Source organism: Bacillus cereus group sp. BceL220, from assembly GCF_051776965.1.
GTDB lineage: Bacteria > Bacillota > Bacilli > Bacillales > Bacillaceae_G > Bacillus_A > Bacillus_A cereus.
The window spans coordinates 312440-332918 of record NZ_JBPWBC010000003.1; the positions used below are offsets into that span (position 1 = coordinate 312440).

The following is a 20479-nucleotide window of genomic DNA, read 5'->3' on the forward strand; positions in this document are numbered from 1 at the left end:
AGCATGACTGGAATTAAAATTGCTACAATCGGCGGTGGATCTAGTTATACACCAGAGTTAATTGAAGGATTTATTAAGCGTTATGATGAGCTTCCTGTTCGTGAAATTTGGTTAGTAGATATTGAGGCAGGAAAAGAAAAGTTAGAAATTGTTGGTAACTTAGCGAAACGTATGGTGAAAAAATCAGGTTTACCAATTGAGGTACATTTAACACTTGATCGCCGCGAGGCATTGAAGGATGCTGACTTCGTAACAACACAGCTTCGCGTTGGTTTATTAGAAGCACGTGCAAAAGATGAAGCAATCCCGTTAAAATATGATGTAATCGGTCAGGAAACGAATGGTCCTGGTGGTTTATTCAAAGCGCTGAGAACGATTCCTGTTATTTTAGATATTTGTAAGGATATGGAGGAGCTTTGTCCGAATGCATGGTTAATTAACTTTGCGAACCCAGCAGGTATGGTAACAGAAGCTGTTCTTCGCTATACAAATATTCAAAGAGTAGTTGGTCTATGTAACGTTCCAATCGGAATTCGCATGGGTCTTGCAAGATTACTGGAAGTAGATGCAAGTCGTGTCCACGTTGATTTTGCAGGTTTGAATCACATGGTATACGGACTAGACGTATATTTAGATGGCGTAAGTGTAATGGATCGTGTGTTAGAGCTTGTAACAGATCCGGAAAAGCAAATTACGATGGAAAATATTGCAGCGCTTAACTGGGAGCCAGACTTTATTCGCGGACTTCGTGCAATTCCATGTCCATACCATCGTTATTACTACAAAACACGTGAAATGTTAGAAGAAGAAAAAGAAGCTTCTGTTGAAAAAGGTACACGTGCAGAAGTAGTAAAACAATTAGAAAATGATTTATTCGAGTTATATAAAGACCCGAACTTAGATATTAAACCACCACAATTAGAAAAACGTGGCGGAGCTTATTATAGTGATGCAGCATGTAGCTTAATTACGTCTATTTACAATAATAAAGGTGATATCCAGCCTGTTAATACACGAAACAACGGAACAATTGCAAGCTTACCACATGATTCTGCTGTTGAAGTGAACTGTATTATTACGAAAGAAGGTCCAAAACCAATTGCGGTTGGCGATCTTCCAGTACCAGTTCGCGGTTTAGTACAACAAATTAAATCATTCGAGCGCACAACAATTGAAGCTGCTGTTACAGGGGATTATCATAAGGCGCTGCTTGCTATGACAATCAATCCACTTGTACCATCAGATAAAGTTGCAAAACAAATTTTAGATGAAATGTTGGAAGCACATAAAGAATATCTTCCGCAGTTCTTCAAAAAGGTAGAGAAGTAAAAGCGGCGCTATTTAGCCCGCTTTTTTTATTCTATTAGGAGGTATTACGATGATTAAGTTAATTGTAAACGCAGATGATTTCGGTCTTACAGAAGGTACAAATTACGGCATTATTGATGGGCATATAAACGGACTTGTAAATTCAACGACGATGATGATGAATATGCCAGGAACAGAGCATGCGGTACGCTTAGCCAAAGAGTATGAAACGCTAGGAGTAGGAGTACATCTTGTATTAACGGCAGGAGAACCACTTCTTGGAGACGTACCATCACTTGTAAGTAGCGATGGATTGTTTCATAAACAAGGTGTCGTAAGGGAAGGAAATATAAATCCAGAAGAAGTTGAGAGAGAGTGGACTGCTCAAATTGAGAAATTCCTATCTTACGGATTAACACCAACTCATTTAGATAGTCATCATCATGTGCATGGTTTACCGATTTTACATGATGTTCTTGAGAGATTAGCGGCTAAATATAATGTTCCGATTCGTCGTTGTGAGGAAGATAGAGCGGTGCGCCCATTTTCTGATGTGTTTTACAGTGACTTTTATGCGGATGGTGTGACGGAAGATTACTTTGTGAAGTTAAAAGAAAGAGTACAAGGTGAACAAACGGTAGAAATTATGGTTCATCCAGCTTATATTGATCCAGAGCTTGTGAAGCGTTCTTCTTACGTAATGGATCGTGTGAAGGAATTGCGTATTTTAACAGAGAGCGAATTACCAGAAGGAATAGAGCTTGTGAAGTTTTAATAGAAAAACGACGGCTACATCATGCCGTCGTTTTTTATTTATAAAATGGATAGAGCATATCCGCCAAATGCCCCGAGTATAACGATAACCCAAGGTGGTGTTTTCCAAAAAGCTAGTAAGCAAAAAAGAAGCGAAGCGAAAACGAAATCTGAAGCATTTATAACTGTACTCGTCCAAATGGGATCGTAAAAAGCGGCAATTAAAATACCGACAACAGCGGCATTGACTCCAAGTAGTGCGCCTTGTATGAATGATATTTTTCTCACGCTGTTCCAAAATGGTAAAACACCAATAACGAGTAAGAAAGCAGGGAAGAAAATTGCAATTGTTGCGAGTAATGCCCCAAGCGTCCCGTTTAACACTGCTCCTATATAAGAGGCGAATGTAAACAGTGGTCCTGGTACTGCTTGTGTTAATCCGTATCCAGCTAGGAACTGTTCTTTCGTCATCATTCCGTTTTGTACGAACTCACCTTCAAGAAGAGGCAGCACGACATGTCCTCCTCCAAATACAAGTGCGCCAGAGCGATAGAAACTATCAAATAAAGCGATGTAATAAGAGAACGGTCTTAATATTGATAGCAGTAGTAATAGTCCAAAGAATAAGACGAGACAAGAAACTGCTATCTTTTTTGAAATAGGTACTTTTATATTTTGAGATTGGCTAATTGGTTGGTTGCGATATAAAAACCAGCCGATAAAGCCACATATTATGATGAGGGTGACTTGTGTCCAACTACTTGGCCATAATAAGGCGATTGCGGCAGTTACAATCGCAATCGTTGCACGATTTCGATCTGGAGTTAACTTCCGCGCCATTCCCCATATGGCATGAGCGACAATAGCGACTGCTACAAGTTTTAGTCCATGAATCCAGCCAGCACTTCCAAGATCGAACTGATTAAGGAATGAGGCGAAGAAAACCAAAACAAGCACAGACGGTAAAGTGAATCCAATCCATGAAATAATAGCTCCTAATAGCCCGCCCCGTAATAATCCAACCCCCATACCGACTTGACTGCTGGCAGGACCGGGAAGGAATTGACATAGTGCTACTAAATCTCCATAGCTTCGTTCATCCATCCATTTTCTTTTTTGCACGTATTCGTGGTGGAAATAGCCGAGATGAGCGACAGGACCGCCGAATGAAGTAAGTCCTAATTTAAATGAGACGAGAAAAATCTCTAATAATGTATGAAAAGTGTATTTGTTAGTTTTCAATGGAACCTCCTATAATGTTTTTCTATGTGCATTATACAAGAGACTTTCAATCTACAGGAACAATTACAATGTAAAGATTTTGTGAATCTTTTCTTTGTAATTAAAATTGAAAAAGTCATAAATGATTATGTCTAAACCATAAAGTAGTAGAAGTAGTGCTGGGAAATTTATATAAGGAGAATGCCTTATGACAACACATTTCTTTGCCAGGTTAACAGGTAAGAGGGAAGTGCCTCCTGTAAATACAGAAGCTTTTGGGGTAGCAGAGTTTATTTTTAGTGATGATTTAACGAAATTGCATTACAGAGTAATACTAAAAAATATAGAAAAGGTTACATCGTGTCAAATTCATTTAGGGAAGTCTACTCAAATTGGTCCTGTTGTTTTATATTTGTATGGTCCACTAGAGCAAGGGATTAGCTTGAACGAGGGAAGCATTACTGGTGTAGTGAATGTGGAGGATTTTGAGGGACCTTTACAAGGGAAATCATTTGTACATTTACTTCAAGAAATTATTCAAGCAAATGTATATGTTAATGTTCATACGAAATCACAAAAAAGAGGAGAAATAAGAGGGCGAGTTAGAAAAGTAAAGAAATAGAGGAAAAGGCTGTCCATATGTTGGAACAGCCTTTTCTTCTTAATATAAGGTGCTAGTTTTAGCGATTATTGTCGGTAAAGCGATATATTTTGAAAATCGCTGATATAACTCGCGTTACGGTCGATATTTTTAAAAACTGCCTCGATTAATTTTTCGCAGGCTGATTTTTAATAAAGAAGTCCATAACGTAAAATACTTCGTCATCAGGTATTTGTATTTCAAATGTATTTTCAATTGGTTGCAATGCTTTTTTTACTTTCATATACATCCAGTATTCATCTTGTCTTCTTTTCTCTTTATCAGGGTGAGGAAGAAGGCTTTCTCCTTTTTGAAGACGGTCAACCATACAGCTCATATGCAGAATAACACCCATTAAGCTATCAGGAGTTAGCTGTAAGGAAATTAATTCTTGAATTGTATTTAATGCGTAACGAATTGTTTTGATAAGTAATGCCCCATCGTTACGCTGCATTTGTTGTTCAAGAATATCCGCCATTTTTGCATATGTTTCTTCATACGTAATTAATTCTTGAATGGGCTGAATCGCTGTGTAGTTTACGATGTCTTGGAAATGATATGTTAAGCACGGCACTTGCACATCGAAATTCGTGACGATACAAATGATGTTACGCTCTTTTTTTATGTTCTCGATCATTTTCGTTAAATCTTTTTCATGGACGATACTAATCGGAATAATTTCAATTAAGTCTTTATCAAATCGTAAATAGTTCTCTAACATTTTTTGAATAGCTAAAGCACTTCCTTCACCAGTTAAACAAGCTGTTAAAATAACAGATTTCATTGGAGAGAGAGGTTTTTTCTTTTCTTCTTGTACGTTTAAGTAAAATGGTGTTAAATTTTTTACTGTTTCATACAGCGCATCTAATGAATAACCGAGCTGAGCTTTTCGAGCTGCTTCTAGTGCATGTGGTGTGCTCGTCATCGAGAGAACACGTACAGGGATTTTGAACTCCGTTTCTAATATGTCACCGATATAAGCAAGTGACCCCATATCGACAAGTAAGAGAAGCCCATTTACATTTTGTAGTGTTTTCATATACACTTTCACACGTTCCAAGAAATCTTTCGGTGATTCGTGTAACGGCATATCAATACCGGTTACTTCCTCAATGCCGAGAAGTTCGTTTGCAACGTTTGCCATTTCAGTTGCGATGCCATTACCGTGTGCTAATATTAATACTTTTACTTCTGTTTGTGAGGCAGGAATTGGATCAACAACGAAGAACATTGTTAAAAAGCCAGCTTCATCAATAGGCATTGTTATTTGTAATTCTTCCTCCAGTAGTTGAATGCATTGCATAGCTACGGAAAAAGCTTCTTTATATTTCGTACGAATTTGATTTAATTGTGGGTGATGTATTTGTTTTCCGCTTTGTAAACGTTGTAGAGTTGTCTGTACATGTAAACTTAAAGCGAGAAATACTTTTTCATCAAACGTCTTAGATAAATGCTTTTCAGCAAGTTCCGCTATTTTTTCACATACGGAAACGATATTACGATCCACAATTTTAAAAACATTTTCATGGCTTGTTTTTTTGGATATTTGGTTAAAATATTGTACGAAAAAGCTTTGAACATCATTTTCTATTAGTAATTCTAATTCTTCCTCTTCAATACCACGGGCTTGAAGTTCTTCGTATTTATAGTCAATATAATCGTAAATAGAAGAGCGTTTTTCATCTTCTGTTTTATGATTACTCCAACCTTCCTCACCTGTAAATACAAATGTTTCATTTGGTATTTGGTATAAGTGACGGCTCTTCCTTTCAATGAACAACCCTTCTTTCATATACCAAGGTAAATCTGTACTTGAAACATAGACAGAATCACGTTTCTTTGTGACCAAATCAGAATAGGCTTTCGCACAGGCAATTTGAACATCTGTTTTTAATTGACCAATGTTATTGGGACAATTATAAAAGACGAAAGCACGCATTGCATTTGGGCTAACGTGAATGTCTTTTCGCAGACGAATTGCTTCATTTGTGAAAAATAGCTGTAGTAAAGCAAAGCGCTCTTTATGTGTACGCTCACGAAGTGGTGGCAGCGTAACAGTCATCGGTATACGTCTTGTAAATGTTTTTAATAAAAATGAATTTGGTTCTTCTGTTGTTGCAGTAATGATTAATACTTGTGCTTTACGTTCGTTCTCTGTTTCTCCAAGGCGGCGGTACACTCCGCGGTCAATAAAGGTGAAAAGCATTTCTTGTCCCTCTGGAGGTAGGCGATGTACTTCATCTAAGAAAAGAATTCCTTCATGTGCTTTTTCAATTAATCCTTTTTGATCACTTGCTCCTGTGTAAGCTCCTTTTTTAATCCCAAATAATTGCCCGAGTAGTAGCTGTGGATTATTTGCGTAATCAGCACAGTTAAAGACGATAAATGGTGCATTTTTAGGAAGCTGTTCAACTTCAATTGCATATTCGTGCATTAAAGAAGCAAACATAGACTTTCCGACCCCTGTTTCTCCCAGTAGTAAAGTATGCATACCGTTTGGAGGATAGAGCATAGAAGCTTTCGCTTTTTCAATTGCGATTTTAAGGCTCGTATTTTCAATTGCAAATGTATCTAATGAAGTTACTTCTTTTGAATGCGTTTCCAACGAAGTGTTCGTTTCTATGTAAAAACGAACAGGTCGCGTATTTGTTTTTAATAAACGTTTATCTTTTACAAGTTTGTTTAAGTCGCTACTTACATTGGCGCGATCTAGTTGCAACAGGGTAGCTAGTTCTGATGCGGTTACACCTTCTGTATAATTGCCTTCTTGTATTGCGTTAAAAATGAGATCTATTCGTTTCATTTCTATTCACCTCGAAACTTCATCACTATTTAAAATTTTACACAAAAATGGGAAGGGTGGGAAGAGAAAAATAAAACAGCTTTAGCACATAGGCACTAAAGCTGTTACAATCTTGTGTCTTTCCAAAAATTTACCTTGAGATGAGAAGAAGGATTATAGGGAAGAAGTTTGTATCCTTGTGACTGTAAATAATCAATTACTTTTGGCAGTATTTGTACGGTTACACTCGAATCATGCATTAAAATGACTTCTACTTGTTCATCACTTTGATTACGTACTCTTTCGAGTATGGCAGAAGGATTGTCATAGCTTTTCCAGTCGTAGGTATCGATTGTCCAATCCCACATTTTATACTGGGCCGATACAAGTGCGTCACGGTAATTCTTTTTTAAGTAAGGCATACTACCATATGGAACGCGAACGAGATGTGTATTTAATTTCGTAACTTGCTGGACAATGCTTTGTGTTTGCTCCATTTCTGCAATTAAAGTGGAAGGGTCACCAGTGTAAAGGCGTTTTACATCATGTGACATGCTGTGGAGACCGATATAATGTCCTTCTTTAATTAATCTTTGCATCGTTTTTGTGTAATGTGGCACTTTTCCGCCAATAACAAAGAAAGTTGCTTTTCCGTTCTTTTCTTTTAAGATGTTTAAAATTTGTGTAGTATATTTGTTTGGCCCGTCATCAAATGTTAAGTACGCAATTTTTTGTGTAGGAGAGGTCGTTTCAGTATTTGGATGATATTCAGCAGGAATAACAGTTGTTGCTTCAGTATTAGATGATGCGTACATAGTAATGGTTAAAAATAAAATAATACATTGCAATACTCGCTTGATCATAACATTCACCCTCAGTTTGACAATCAAGATGTAAAAAGAAAACTTGATACGTTTCTTATTATGTATATCTTTCTCCAATAGAGGAACTCTCAAACAATCTATATTTTGGAAATGTAAAATAATGAATAAAAAAATAGCATCCTCTTATAAGAAAGAGGGTGCTATTTGAATATTTCATAATGGTAAAGGCTATACTACAATTAGTCTTCGCGTTTTTTCACTTTTTTATAAAAGGAAATAAGTGGTTTGTAACGTTCATGTACAAGCCCGATTATTTCAGCAATGATTTCTGTGAAGAAAATCAAAGCGAAAAGAAGAATAATGGATAACCATAACGTTGCACTAGTGAAAATAATGGCATTTACACTAAAGAAAATACCGAATGCGTATATTATTAGTACCGTTTTGCGATGAGAGAATCCCATTGCAAGTAAGCGGTGATGTAAATGCGATTTATCTGGTGCTGAAATAGGTTTTTTATTTACGATACGACGGATGATTGCAAATATCGTATCAAATATAGGTACACCTAAAATGATAATTGGAACAATAAAACTGAATAACGTTACACTTTTGTATAATCCAAGTAACGATATAACAGAAATACAGTATCCTAAAAATAGTGCTCCTGTATCTCCCATGAAAATTTTTGCTGGATGGAAGTTGTAGAATAAAAATCCAATTGTACTTGCTAATATAATTAATGCGAGTGGCAAGATAATCGCTGTTCCAGTACCCCATGGGCTAGTGAAGGCCATATATGCTAGCGTTGCAAGTACGATAGATGAAATCCCAGCAGATAATCCATCTAAGCCGTCAATTAAGTTGATTGCATTCGTAATACCTACAAGCCAAAATACTGTAATTGGATAAGCAAGCCATCCAAGTTCAGTATCCCCAAGGAATGGGATATATAATACTTGCACTAATAATCCACTTTTTACAATCATAATGGCAACTAACAGTTGTCCACCGAATTTTACTCTCGCAGATAACTCGTACATATCATCTAAAATTCCGATGATTACAATGATAATCGCACCTAGCGTTATCGATAACATTCTTTGCTCATATAAGCCGCCGACAACAAATCCTACAGCTACACCGATAAAGATTGCTAACCCGCCAAGACGTGGCATAATCTTTTGGTGCACTTTACGTGCGTTTGGCTTATCTGTCGCTCCTATTTTAAAAGCTAATTTAATAACTAAAGGAGTAACGACGAGTACAGTGATGAAAGATGCCAAAATGGCATAAATCACTTGTGAGTCCATTAATACCCCACCCTTTATAGTCTAACGTAATTTTTTTTTTGAAAATATATTTATCTGAAAATTATGATGTTTATTTACAGGCTCATAACATATGGTATCACAAAAAGATTAGAATTCAATCTTTTTTTCTTTTTACGGTTAATGGAAGCGGATAGAATATATGACAATTGTATATAGAATATTGAATCATATAAGAAGGTTAATCGTACTGGACTTTGGAATATGACATTTCCTCTTTTTCTTCGATAGTGAATACTTTTAGTTCAGTATTATAAGTGTTACACGTAGAAATGAGTAAGTCTCGTGTTAAAATGTGGGAATTTATCTGAAGTGAGCTGGTAACTGGATTCCCAATGATTAAGTTTCACTTTATATTATAGTGCATTTAATTTTACAAAAACTTTAAAAAGAATGAGGGAAGTAATTCATATAATGAAAAAGGAAAAGAGTTTTCTCATTTTTAATGTGAGAGGGGGAAGCACAGGGAGAATTCTATATTTCATATCTTTTCTATTGTATATTCCTGTGCGAAAAGGAAATGAAAATTACGATAGTAGGTACTGGATATGTTGGATTGATTACAGGAGTAGGATTGGCAAAGTTGGGGCATTCAGTTACATGTTTTGATATAGATGATGAGAAAATTGAACGGATAAAACAAGGGGATTTACCTATTTATGAGGTTAGATTACATGAATTAATAAATCATGCATATGAGAATAATGCTTTAACTTTCACATCAAATAAAGAAGAGGCGTTTGAGGATGTAGAGTTTATATTTATTGCAGTTGGAACACCACCTTTATTAGATGGGACGGCGGATTTAACGTATATTCAGAGTGCTTGTAATGATATTGGAGTATATGCGACGAACGATATTATTGTTGTTACGAAAAGTACAGTTCCAGTAGGTACAAATGATGTAATGAAAGGATGGATTGAGGAGGAGTTAAAGGGGAGATATACATTACATATCGTATCGAATCCAGAGTTTTTGCGTGAAGGTTCAGGTATATATGATTTCTTTCATGGAGATCGTATTGTAATTGGAGCAGATAGTGAGGAAGTAGCAAGAAGAGTAAAGAGTTTGTATAGCGAATTACGCTTAGAAACGTATGTTACAGATATTAAAAGTGCAGAGATGATTAAATACGCGTCGAATGCCTTTTTAGCTACAAAGATTAGTTTCATTAATGAAATTTCAAATATATGTGAGAAGGTAGGCGCAAATGTATTGGATGTTGCTAAAGGGATGGGAATGGATAAGAGGATCGGTGTATCTTTTTTAAATGCGGGTATTGGATACGGGGGATCATGTTTTCCAAAAGATACGAAAGCGCTGGTGCAAATTGCGGGAAATGTTGCTCATGATTTTCGTTTGTTAAAAGCGGTTATTGAAGTAAATAATAAGCAACAACTGCTATTGATTGAAAAAGCGAAAAAAGTCATGAACATGAATAAAAAGCGGATTGCAGTTCTTGGCGCATCCTTTAAACCGAATACGGATGATATTAGAGAGGCATCATCTCTTATTATAATAGAAGCATTAATTAATATAGGTGCAGATATTGTTCTTTACGACCCAAAAGCAATTCAATATGTGAAAAATATATTTGGAGATGCTATACAATATAGTAGATGTATAGATGAATCGATTAGAGATGCGAGTGCGGTTTTTATCGTAACAGAATGGGAAGATATTCAAACTTATCCGTTAGAAAAGTACGTACAACTTATGAGGGAGCCTATTTTATTTGATGGGAGAAATTGTTATACTGATGAAGATGTTAAGAAACAAAAGATAGATTATTACTCGGTGGGAAGAAAAAGTATTTGTAATAGAAAAGTTTCTGTTATGCGTTAAAAAGGGATGTACTCATACATATTTTTATATGTCATAATAGAAGCTGTAATTAGTGAAAGAAAAGAGGCAATCACATGACTGAACGTTTAAAAGTAATGACAATTTTCGGGACACGTCCAGAAGCAATTAAAATGGCACCTCTTGTATTAGAGTTGCAAAAACACCCAGAAAAAATTGAATCGATTGTGACTGTAACAGCACAACATCGCCAAATGTTAGACCAAGTATTAAGTATCTTTGGAATTACGCCAGATTTCGATTTAAATATCATGAAAGACCGCCAAACTTTAATTGATGTTACAACGCGTGGCTTAGAAGGTTTGGATAAAGTAATGAAAGAAGCGAAGCCGGATATTGTACTTGTACATGGTGATACAACAACAACATTTATTGCAAGCTTAGCTGCTTTTTATAATCAAATTCCAGTAGGTCATGTTGAGGCGGGCCTTCGTACGTGGGATAAGTATTCTCCATACCCAGAAGAGATGAATCGTCAATTAACAGGTGTAATGGCGGATCTTCATTTCTCACCAACAGCAAAATCAGCAACGAACTTACAGAAGGAAAATAAAGATGAGTCACGTATTTTCATCACAGGAAATACAGCGATTGACGCGCTACAAACGACTGTAAAAGAAACATATAGTCATCCTGTACTAGAGAAACTTGGAAATGATCGTCTTGTACTTATGACAGCTCACCGTCGTGAAAACTTAGGTGAACCGATGCGTAATATGTTCCGTGCAATTAAGCGTCTTGTTGATAAGCATGAAGATGTACAAGTTGTGTACCCTGTTCATATGAACCCTGTTGTTCGTGAAATAGCAAATGAAATTTTAGGTGAACATAACCGTATTCATTTAATTGAGCCGCTAGATGTAATTGATTTCCACAATGTTGCAGCTCGTTCATACTTAATGTTAACTGATTCTGGTGGTGTACAAGAAGAAGCTCCATCACTTGGGGTACCAGTTCTTGTTCTTCGTGATACAACAGAGCGCCCTGAAGGTATTGAAGCGGGTACGCTGAAATTAGCAGGAACAGACGAAGAGACAATCTTTGGTCTTGCTGATGAGTTGTTATCAGATAAAGAAGCTCATGATAAGATGGCGAAAGCATCTAATCCTTACGGTGATGGTCGTGCATCAGAGCGTATTGTAGAAGCAATTTTACAACACTTTAATAAGTAAATAAAAAAGGCCCAATCGGATAGATTGGGCCTTTTTGTTATGGCTGATTGCGCATAATCCACTCTGCATGAGCATTTGTAGAAGGTGGCGGATCAGTTGGTGTTTTATTTTGGTTTGTTTCTTTTTTTGTTTGTTCGTTAGAACTTGAATTTGAATCAGGATTTGAGTTGTTTTTTGTAGTTGGATTTTTTGCTTTTTCTCCTAATTCTTTTTCAATTTCGTTACGCACCGTTTCTACACTGATTGGATCTGGAAGGAAGTAATAAATACCGCCTATCTTTTTGTCTTCGCCTTCAAGCTTTAACGTTTGCATTGTAGAAGGATCAAATCCAGAAATTTTATTGTAAAGAGCAAGTCCGTCTGAAATAGGAATGTCGGTTTTTATATATTTTCCAACGACAGCCGTTAAATCTTTAATTTTAAATACAGTAGATGTGGAGTTTAGTTTATGAGCAACAGCGGCCAGTAATTGTCTTTGTCTAGCAGCTCGACCATAATCGCCATTTGGATCTTGCTTTCGCATACGGACGTAAGCAAGTGCTTCTTCACCGTTTAAGTTTTGCTGTCCTTGCTTAAATTGAATTTTTTTGTAGTAATCCACGTCAGAGCGCTCCCAGAAATCGAAGGGTACGTCAACAGTAACACCGCCAACAGCATCAACGATACCTTTAAAGCCTTGGAAATCAATTTTAAGATAATGGTCTACAGGAACTTTTAGAAAGCCTTCGACAGTTTTGATTGCCATTTCTTCTCCGCCGTAAGCATGGGCAGCGTTAATTTTGTCTTCTTTATTTTTACCAACAATTGTAACTCGAGAATCACGAGGAATACTCATAAGTGAAATCTTTTGCGTTTTCGGGTTGACTGTTGCAAACATTAATGAGTCTGTACGACCATTTTGACCGTCTGTCGCATAATCTTCTATACCCATAATGAGAATTGTAAAAGGTTCCTTTGTAATTTCTACATCTTTGTTTCTTAAATCCGATTTTTCACGAGTAAAACCACTATACATCCCCATAAGAGAAGAGTAAGAATTTAACACATAAACTCCTATACTGCCAAATAAAAATGCGAAAATAAGGAAGAAGAAAAGTTTCCTTCTTCGTTTCTTTTTTATTCTGCTATTTTGGAGATGATAATAACGTTCTTCCATATATAATCTCCTTAGTTCGTTAGTTCATTTGTAGGGAAGTAATTCACTACATTAATCTTTAAAGGTGATAAAAGAGTTATGCTTAGATAACATCTTGTTCTAAGTACAACATATCTCCTTCTGTAATTGTACATTTCCCGTTTGTTAATTCAATCATCCAATCTGTAAAGGCTTGTTTGCCGTCTTCTTCAACATACGTATCAAATGTGACATTTTCTAGATAATGTATATCTTTAATGGCATATTTTGAATTGCGTAATTCATTTTCCACTTTGCCAAGTAATGTGTAATCAATCTCGGTTTGCATCACACGCATTAGTTTTCGCTGGACAACACCGACATGATTAATGCCTTCGCTTGTACACTTTCCATATGCACGAATTAATCCACCTGCGCCAAGTTTAATGCCACCAAAATAGCGTGTTACGACAACAACGGTATCTTTTAGTCCACGTTTTTTAAGTACTTCTAGCATTGGTACGCCAGCTGTACCGCTAGGCTCGCCGTCATCATTTGCTTTTTGAATATGATCTTGTTCGCCAATTAAATAAGCGGAACAATTATGTGTTGCATTCCAATGTTGTTTTTTTATTTTTTGTATAAATTCTTGAGCCTCTTCCTCAGTCGTTGCTCGACTAATATAACAAATAAATCTTGATTTTTGAATGACGATTTCGTGTTCGCCGTAGTCTTTGATTGTTAAATATTGTAATAGCACTTGTATACGCCCCTATCTATCAAAATGACTAGTACTTTCCATTTTAAAAGCGAGCCTTTTTATATTCAAACATTTTTTCTAAATACGTTGAAGTTTTTGGTGATTATTTTATCTTTTTGTTGTAATTTGTCGAGATGGTGAGTATAATTTCAACCGGCATTTCCCTGTATGGATGCACCATTTGTAGTTTTCGTGTAAAATTAGGAAATAAAACTTTTTATAAGGCAGGTACGAAAATGAAAATAGCTATTGTTACTGATAGTACAGCATATATACCGAAGCAAATTCGTGATGAACTCAATATATATATGATTCCATTAAACGTTGTGTTTGGAACAGAATCTTATCAAGAAGAAGCTGAAATTTCAGCAGATGATTTTTATGTGAAAGTACGTGAACAAGAGGAACTTCCAAAAACTTCTCAACCAGCAATCGGAAAGTTTGTTGAGCTATATGAAGAACTAGCTAAAGATTATGATGCAGTTATTAGTATTCACCTATCAAGTGGAATTAGTGGTACATATCAAACATCAACAACAGCTGGACAGATGGTAGAGGGTATTGATGTATATACGTATGACTCTGAAATTAGTTGTGAAGTACAAGGATTTTATGTGCGTGAAGGTGCAAAGTTAGCAAGTGAAGGAAAGAATCCAAAAGAGATTATCGCTCGTTTTGATGAAATGAAGAAAACGATGGACGCCTATTTTGTAGTTGATGATTTACATCATTTGCAACGTGGTGGTCGATTAAATAGCGCGCAAGCTTTCATCGGCAGTCTGTTACAAGTGAAGCCAGTTTTATATTTTAGAGATAAAATCATTATTCCGTTTGAAAAGATTCGTACACGTAAAAAAGCATTAAAACGTATCATTGAAATTTTTGATGAGCAAGCAAGTAAAGGTGTACCTATGGAAGCAGTTATCATTCATGCGCAACGTGAAGAGGAAGCGAATGAATGGAAGAAAGAATTAGAAGCAAAATATCCTCACGTCACAATTCGTACAGGTTATTTTGGAGCTGTAATTGGTACGCACTTAGGTGAAGGTGCATTAGGTCTTGGATGGTATACGAAGTAATAAAGATATAAAAAGCTCTCTTTTTAAGAGGGTTTTTTTACGGGTATGTTACGTTTAGTTGACAAGTTAATATTTGGAAATGGTAAAATGTACGTAAAATAAAATAATGAGGAAAGTTTTATAACTTACTTTTTACAAGAAACTATATTATAATAGAAGAGAGGTGAAACATATGGAGCATAATTCTTGTTTATGTCCAAAGTTTGAGTCAGCTTTTACTTTGCTTAGTAAGAAATGGACTGGCTTAATTATTAAATCTTTGCTTGAAGAGTCGAAACGTTTTAGAGAAATCGCAGATATCATCCCAAATATGAGCGATCGTATGTTGTCAGAGCGTTTGAAGGAATTGGAAAGCGAGGGCATTGTAGTTCGTAATGTTTATCCAGAAGTACCAGTTCGAATCGAGTATGGCTTAACTGACAAGGGAAAAGCGTTAGAAAGTGTTATGGATGAGGTCCAAAATTGGGCTGAGAAATGGATGAAGTAGCATTTCATTTGTATTCGTATATTTAATAAAACGTAAGGGATTCCTTACGTTTTTTCTTTGTTCACAGAAGTGAGAAAAGTATATAAATTTCTACACATACATACAAAAATATACGAATTTTGCGCTAGAGCTACAAATAATATTACATTTGTTTTACAAAAACGTAACATTAGCAAAAAAAATCCCGAATTATGGTATAAATTTTATAGGTTATATACGGAAAAAGAAAAAAGAAAGCGGTGTAAAAAATAAAATGAAAAAGCTAAAAATGGCATCTTGCGCATTAGTTGCAGGGTTAATGTTTTCAGGACTAACACCAAATGTATTTGCAGAAGATAAAATTTCTGACGTGAAATCACAAATTAATACACAAAATGACACTTTACATAAACAACAACAAGAACGTGATGAATTACAAAAACAAATGAATGACTTAAACAAAACAATTCAAGGTTTAGATAAGTCTGTTCAAGAGAATGCTGCAAAACTTGATGAAACAACGAAAAAAGTTTCTGATACTGAGCAATTAATTGAAAAGAAAAATAAAGATATTGCAGAATTACAAACAAAGATTGCAAAACGTGAAGAGTTATTAAGAAAGCGTTTAGTTGCACTTCAAGAACAACCAAATACGAACGTTGTAACAGAAGTTCTTGTAAACTCTAAAAACGTTGCAGATTTAGTTGATCGTTTAACTTCTGTTTCTAAAATTCTTGAGTCTGATGAAGATATCATGAAAACACAGCAAGAAGATCAAGCTAGTGTGAAAAAAGATGTTGCAACGGTAAAAGAGAAACAAAAAGAATTAAAAGAAGCACAAGCTCAAATTGAAACTGCTAAGAAAGAACTTGACGCTGAAAAAGAGAAAAAAGCAACAGCGGTAAACGATTTAAGCGGTAAAATGGATACAGTTGTAACTACAATGACAAGTACGGAAAGCCAATTAAAAGAGCTTGAGAAACAAGCGTTACAATTACAACGTATTGCAGAAGAAGAAGCACAAGCAAAAGCTGCACAAGAAGCTGCTGCTCAAAAACAAGCAGAGCAAGCTGCTAAAGCTGCGCAAGCTCAGCCAGCACAAGCACCTGCAGAGCAAGCTGCACCAGCAAACAATGGTGGACAAGCTCAAAAAGAAGAGCCTAAAAAAGAAGAACCTAAAAAGGAAGAGCCTAAAAAAGAGGCACCTAAAGCAGAAAAGAAAACACCAGAGCAAAACCCAGCACCAACTCCACCGGATACTGGCGTAATTGGTAAAGCTAAGCAATATTTGGGTAAGCCATATGTTTGGGGAAGTGCATCTCCATCAAACGGTGGTTTTGATTGTAGTGGATTCATTTCTTACATTTTTGGTGTAGGTCGTCAAGATGTTAGGGGTTACTGGAACTCAGTTTCTAAAATAAGTAGTCCACAGCCGGGAGACTTAGTGTTCTTCCAAAACACTTATAAAGATGGTCCATCTCACATCGGTATTTACGTTGGTAATGGCCAAATGATCCATGCTAGTGATAAAGGAATTGCGTACGGTGATATTAACAGCTCATATAACCAAAAACATTTCTTAGGTTACGGAAGATTATAGAATTATAATTCAATAAAAAACGTGTATAAAGTCGATAGCTTACTATTTTATAAGTAGGTTATCGGCTTTTTTGAGTTTTTACGGGATTTGAAGAAGGGTTTATAGTAGTGCTGGAGGTGATTGTTGATGCTGGCGGGGAAACAGTTGCTATTAGACGAACTTTCTTCAGATTTACAGAGGGAATTAAATGATTTGAAAAGGAAGGGAGAGGTCATATGTGTACAAGGTGTAAAAAAGAAGAATTCTAAATATATGTGCCAACGCTGCGGAAATGTAGATCAGCGGCTATTTGCGTCGTTTTTATGTAGAAGGTGCAGTAAAGTGTGCACATATTGCCGGAAGTGTATAACGATGGGGAGGGTAAGTGAATGTGCTGTACTTGTTCGCGGGATTGCTGAAAGAAAGAGAGAAAAGAAATTAAACTTGTTACAGTGGAACGGGAAGTTGTCTACTGGTCAGAATTTGGCGGCACAAGGTGTTGTAGAGGCTATTAAGCAAAAAGAATCATTTTTTATTTGGGCTGTATGCGGGGCTGGGAAAACAGAGATGTTGTTTTACGGTATTAACGAAGCGCTTCAAAAAGGAGAAAGAGTTTGTATCGCAACGCCGAGAACGGATGTTGTTCTGGAATTAGCACCGAGATTGCAAGAAGTGTTTCCGTATATAAAGGTAGCGGCTTTATATGGAGGGAGTGTGGATAAAGAAAAAGATGCAGTATTAGTCGTTGCGACCACTCATCAATTATTGCGTTATTATAGGGCGTTTCATGTCATGGTTGTAGATGAGATAGATGCTTTTCCATATTGTGCAGATCAAATGTTACAGTACGCGGTAAAACAAGCGATGAAAGAAAGAGCGGCGCGTATTTATTTAACTGCGACTCCAGATGAAACGTGGAAGCAAAAATTTAGAAAAGGTGAACAAAAAGGTGTTATTGTTTCTGGACGATATCACCGTCATCCTTTGCCAGTTCCTTTATTTTGTTGGTGCGGGAATTGGAAAAAAAGCCTCATTTATAAAAGAATTCCTCGAGTTTTACTACAGTGGTTACAAACATACTTAAATAAAAAACATCCTATTTTTTTATTTGTCCCCCATGTGCGATATATAGAAGAGATAAGCCTGTTGTTAAAATTATTAAACAAGCGAATTGAAGGTGTACATGCAGAAGATCCGGGTAGAAAAGAAAAAGTAGCGGCTTTCAGAAAAGGAGAAATCCCATTATTAGTTACAACGACAATTTTAGAACGAGGCGTAACTGTGAAAAATTTGCAAGTAGCGGTTTTAGGGGCGGAAGAAGAAATATTCTCAGAAAGTGCACTCGTACAAATTGCGGGCCGAGCAGGGCGGAGCTTTGAAGCGCCGTATGGAGAGGTCATTTATTTTCACTATGGTAAGACAGAGGCGATGGTGAGCGCGAAAAAACATATTCAAGGTATGAATAAAAATGCGAAAGAACAAGGATTGATCGATTAATGCATTGTTTACTTTGTGATGAGTGTTTTGTAGAAAAGGTTAGTTGGTACAATTTTTTTGTAAAGTGTCATAGAAAATATATATGTGATAGATGTGAGCAGAAACTTTCCTATATTATAGGAGAAATTTGCATGGAGTGTGGGCGGCCTTTAGAATATGTTCCTGCCTCATTTCAAGAAGACGGTATTTGTATAGATTGTCTAAGGTGGATGAAAGAGGCGAATTATCGTTCTTTTAAAAACCGTTCGTTATATATGTATGATGATGAGATGAAAGAAATAGTAGCGCAGTTTAAGTTTCGGGGGGATACAGAGTTAGTGCGCATTTTTTATCGTCCTTTTCGAAGTTTATTTCAAAAGTATTTTGCTAATGTTTCAACCGTTATCGCTGTTCCGCTTAGTAAGGAAAGGGAAGTTGAACGTGGCTTTAATCAAGCAGAGTTATTAGCAACTTGTTTGCCTGTCCGTATTTCTGATTTTTCCTTAAGACGGCGAGAAACAGAAAAGCAAAGTAAGAAGACGCGTAAAGAAAGGATGTCAGGAAGCAATCCTTTTTATTTTCAGGGAGAAGAGATGTTTTGTGGGCAACATATTTTAATCGTTGATGACGTGTATACGACAGGAATTACAGTTAGGCAAATCGGAAGTTTGTTATATGAAAGAGGGGCAAGGGAAGTATCTAGTTTGACACTTTGTAGAAGTTAATATGGCAGTGTCGAAAGGGATAATAAAAAGGCGATAAGTCTTCTTTGACTTCATATGTTGTCATTCGTTATAGTCAAAATATGGGGCGAATGCCCTGATTTTTAGAGTGAAGGGAATGGAATGAACATGCAAGGACGAGTGAAATGGTTCAATGCAGAAAAGGGATTTGGATTTATTGAGCGCGAAGATGGTGACGATGTATTTGTCCATTTTTCTGCTATTCAACAAGATGGGTATAAGTCATTAGAAGAAGGGCAACAAGTAGAGTTTGACATTGTAGATGGAGCACGTGGACCACAAGCAGCTAATGTTGTAAAACTGTAGGAATATTGTTTTTGGGAAGAGAAAGCTGCATTTGTGGCAACGTTATATATATGGTAGAACCTCTTGTTTTTCGCAAGGGGTTTTTTGTTATAGGGTAAGTTGTCAAAAAGTTGTTTCTTTTCTGTAACGAATTGGCCACAGTTATATTCGTTATTCACGATGTTAATAGGATAAAATAAAGATAGAAACGATGCATCTTTTCATTTCAACAAAAAACGATAAAAAAATCGCAATTCCACTAATTTTTTTGAAAAAGTTAGAAGGAGTTTTTAAGCCAGTGTCGAAATTATAGTACATAGGCTTGAAAGGAGGAATTCATCTATGAAATTCAACATTCGTGGTGAAAATATTGAAGTAACTCCAGCATTAAAGGAATATGTAGAGAAAAAACTAAGTAAGTTAGAACGTTATTTTGATACATTCCCAGAGATTAAAGTTAATTTAAAAGTATACTCTGACAAGCAACGTGTCGAGGTAACAATACCATTTACTGATTTATTACTTCGTGCAGAAGAAACTAATAGCGATATGTACGCTGCTATCGATTTAGTAGTTGATAAAATTGAGCGACAAATTCGTAAACATAAAACAAAAGTAAATCGTAAGTTACGTGAGAAAGGTTCTATGAAAACAAACTTTATCCTTCCAGAAGCAGTAGCTGTTATGGATGAGGTAGAAGAGGATGAATTAGAACTTGTACGTACAAAACGATTCGATTTAAAACCGATGGACGTTGAAGAAGCGATTCTACAAATGGATATGCTAGGACATAATTTCTTCGTCTTCACAAATGCTGATACAAATGAAACTAATGTTGTATACGGCCGTAAAGATGGGAAATATGGTTTAATCGAAACTAAATAATAATTCGAAAGCGCAGCCGAATGAGGCTGCGCTTTTTGTATATTTTTGTTTTTGTATTGAGATTTTGTATATTTTTGTTTTTGTATTGAGATTTTGAAGATTTATGTTGCAATGCAAGTGTTAAAACTTTATAAGTAGCTCATTTTGTTAAGAAGCTATTTTTAGACATTGTTTTGTCAAAACAATGTGAGGGAATT

18 protein-coding genes are annotated in these 20479 nt (G+C 36.1%); 12 read left to right on the top strand and 6 right to left on the bottom strand.

Annotated features, from left to right (window positions below):
* Positions 1-3 precede the first annotated feature (3 nt).
* Complete coding sequence (gene celF / locus ACS2FK_RS10590; protein ID WP_000145762.1) at positions 4-1329, top strand: 6-phospho-beta-glucosidase; 1326 nt, start codon at positions 4-6, stop codon at positions 1327-1329.
* A gap of 49 nt (positions 1330-1378) precedes the next feature.
* Positions 1379-2083, top strand: coding sequence for a chitin disaccharide deacetylase (gene chbG, locus ACS2FK_RS10595; protein WP_063549067.1), 705 nt, complete (start codon positions 1379-1381; stop codon positions 2081-2083).
* 38 nt (positions 2084-2121) lie between these two features.
* On the opposite strand, the gene ACS2FK_RS10600 is transcribed toward chbG, so the two are convergent.
* A complete protein-coding gene (locus ACS2FK_RS10600) occupies positions 2122-3303 on the bottom strand; it encodes a chromate transporter (RefSeq protein ID WP_063549065.1) in 1182 nt (393 codons plus the stop codon).
* Positions 3304-3490: 187 nt separating this feature from the next.
* On the opposite strand from ACS2FK_RS10600, the gene exsM reads away from it, so the two are divergent.
* The gene (exsM, locus tag ACS2FK_RS10605) at positions 3491-3904 is read left to right on the top strand and encodes an exosporium regulatory protein ExsM (RefSeq protein WP_000207046.1); all 414 of its coding nucleotides are present in this window, start codon (positions 3491-3493) and stop codon (positions 3902-3904) included.
* 145 nt (positions 3905-4049) lie between these two features.
* On the opposite strand, the gene ACS2FK_RS10610 is transcribed toward exsM, so the two are convergent.
* From ACS2FK_RS10610 to ACS2FK_RS10620, 3 genes are all read right to left on the bottom strand, one after another.
* Positions 4050-6725, bottom strand: coding sequence for a PRD domain-containing protein (locus ACS2FK_RS10610; RefSeq protein ID WP_000820954.1), 2676 nt, complete (start codon positions 6723-6725; stop codon positions 4050-4052).
* Between the two features lie 104 nt (positions 6726-6829).
* The gene (locus ACS2FK_RS10615; RefSeq protein ID WP_000597185.1) at positions 6830-7567 is read right to left on the bottom strand and encodes a polysaccharide deacetylase family protein; all 738 of its coding nucleotides are present in this window, start codon (positions 7565-7567) and stop codon (positions 6830-6832) included.
* Positions 7568-7767: 200 nt separating this feature from the next.
* Positions 7768-8841 (bottom strand): glycosyltransferase family 4 protein, encoded by a 1074-nt coding sequence (locus tag ACS2FK_RS10620; RefSeq protein ID WP_000378320.1) that lies wholly within the window; start codon positions 8839-8841, stop codon positions 7768-7770.
* A gap of 538 nt (positions 8842-9379) precedes the next feature.
* On the opposite strand from ACS2FK_RS10620, the gene ACS2FK_RS10625 reads away from it, so the two are divergent.
* Positions 9380-10705: a UDP-glucose dehydrogenase family protein gene (locus tag ACS2FK_RS10625; protein ID WP_063549063.1), complete on the top strand. Its 1326-nt coding sequence runs from the start codon at positions 9380-9382 to the stop codon at positions 10703-10705.
* A gap of 74 nt (positions 10706-10779) precedes the next feature.
* On the top strand, positions 10780-11895 hold the full coding sequence (wecB, locus tag ACS2FK_RS10630; RefSeq protein WP_000140145.1) for a non-hydrolyzing UDP-N-acetylglucosamine 2-epimerase: 1116 nt from the start codon (positions 10780-10782) through the stop codon (positions 11893-11895).
* 37 nt (positions 11896-11932) lie between these two features.
* Here wecB and ACS2FK_RS10635 read toward each other — a convergent pair whose 3' ends face one another.
* Together ACS2FK_RS10635 and ACS2FK_RS10640 are read right to left on the bottom strand one after the other, a co-directional pair.
* Positions 11933-13051, bottom strand: a complete 1119-nt coding sequence (locus ACS2FK_RS10635) for an LCP family protein (protein ID WP_000392802.1) — start codon at positions 13049-13051, stop codon at positions 11933-11935.
* An 82-nt stretch (positions 13052-13133) separates the two neighbouring features.
* Positions 13134-13769 carry a YigZ family protein gene (locus tag ACS2FK_RS10640; protein WP_000926669.1) on the bottom strand — a complete coding sequence of 212 codons (636 nt, stop codon included), beginning with the start codon at positions 13767-13769 and terminating at the stop codon, positions 13134-13136.
* Between the two features lie 236 nt (positions 13770-14005).
* On the opposite strand from ACS2FK_RS10640, the gene ACS2FK_RS10645 reads away from it, so the two are divergent.
* The 7 genes from ACS2FK_RS10645 (at position 14006) to hpf (ending at position 20282) form a co-directional block, all read left to right on the top strand.
* Entirely contained in the window at positions 14006-14848 is an 843-nt protein-coding gene (locus ACS2FK_RS10645) for a DegV family protein (RefSeq protein WP_000684725.1), read from the top strand.
* Positions 14849-15020: 172 nt separating this feature from the next.
* Positions 15021-15335 (top strand): winged helix-turn-helix transcriptional regulator, encoded by a 315-nt coding sequence (locus tag ACS2FK_RS10650; protein WP_000400857.1) that lies wholly within the window; start codon positions 15021-15023, stop codon positions 15333-15335.
* Between the two features lie 148 nt (positions 15336-15483).
* Positions 15484-16914, top strand: coding sequence for a C40 family peptidase (locus ACS2FK_RS10655; protein ID WP_063549061.1), 1431 nt, complete (start codon positions 15484-15486; stop codon positions 16912-16914).
* A gap of 126 nt (positions 16915-17040) precedes the next feature.
* Positions 17041-18390, top strand: a complete 1350-nt coding sequence (comFA, locus tag ACS2FK_RS10660) for an ATP-dependent helicase ComFA (protein ID WP_063549059.1) — start codon at positions 17041-17043, stop codon at positions 18388-18390.
* Complete coding sequence (locus tag ACS2FK_RS10665) at positions 18390-19094, top strand: ComF family protein (protein ID WP_080469895.1); 705 nt, start codon at positions 18390-18392, stop codon at positions 19092-19094. Before comFA ends, ACS2FK_RS10665 begins: the two co-directional genes overlap by 1 nt.
* Before the next feature lie 126 nt (positions 19095-19220).
* Entirely contained in the window at positions 19221-19418 is a 198-nt protein-coding gene (cspC, locus tag ACS2FK_RS10670; RefSeq protein WP_001990088.1) for a cold shock protein CspC, read from the top strand.
* Between the two features lie 321 nt (positions 19419-19739).
* Positions 19740-20282, top strand: coding sequence for a ribosome hibernation-promoting factor, HPF/YfiA family (gene hpf / locus ACS2FK_RS10675; RefSeq protein ID WP_000671187.1), 543 nt, complete (start codon positions 19740-19742; stop codon positions 20280-20282).
* Positions 20283-20479: the final 197 nt, after the last annotated feature.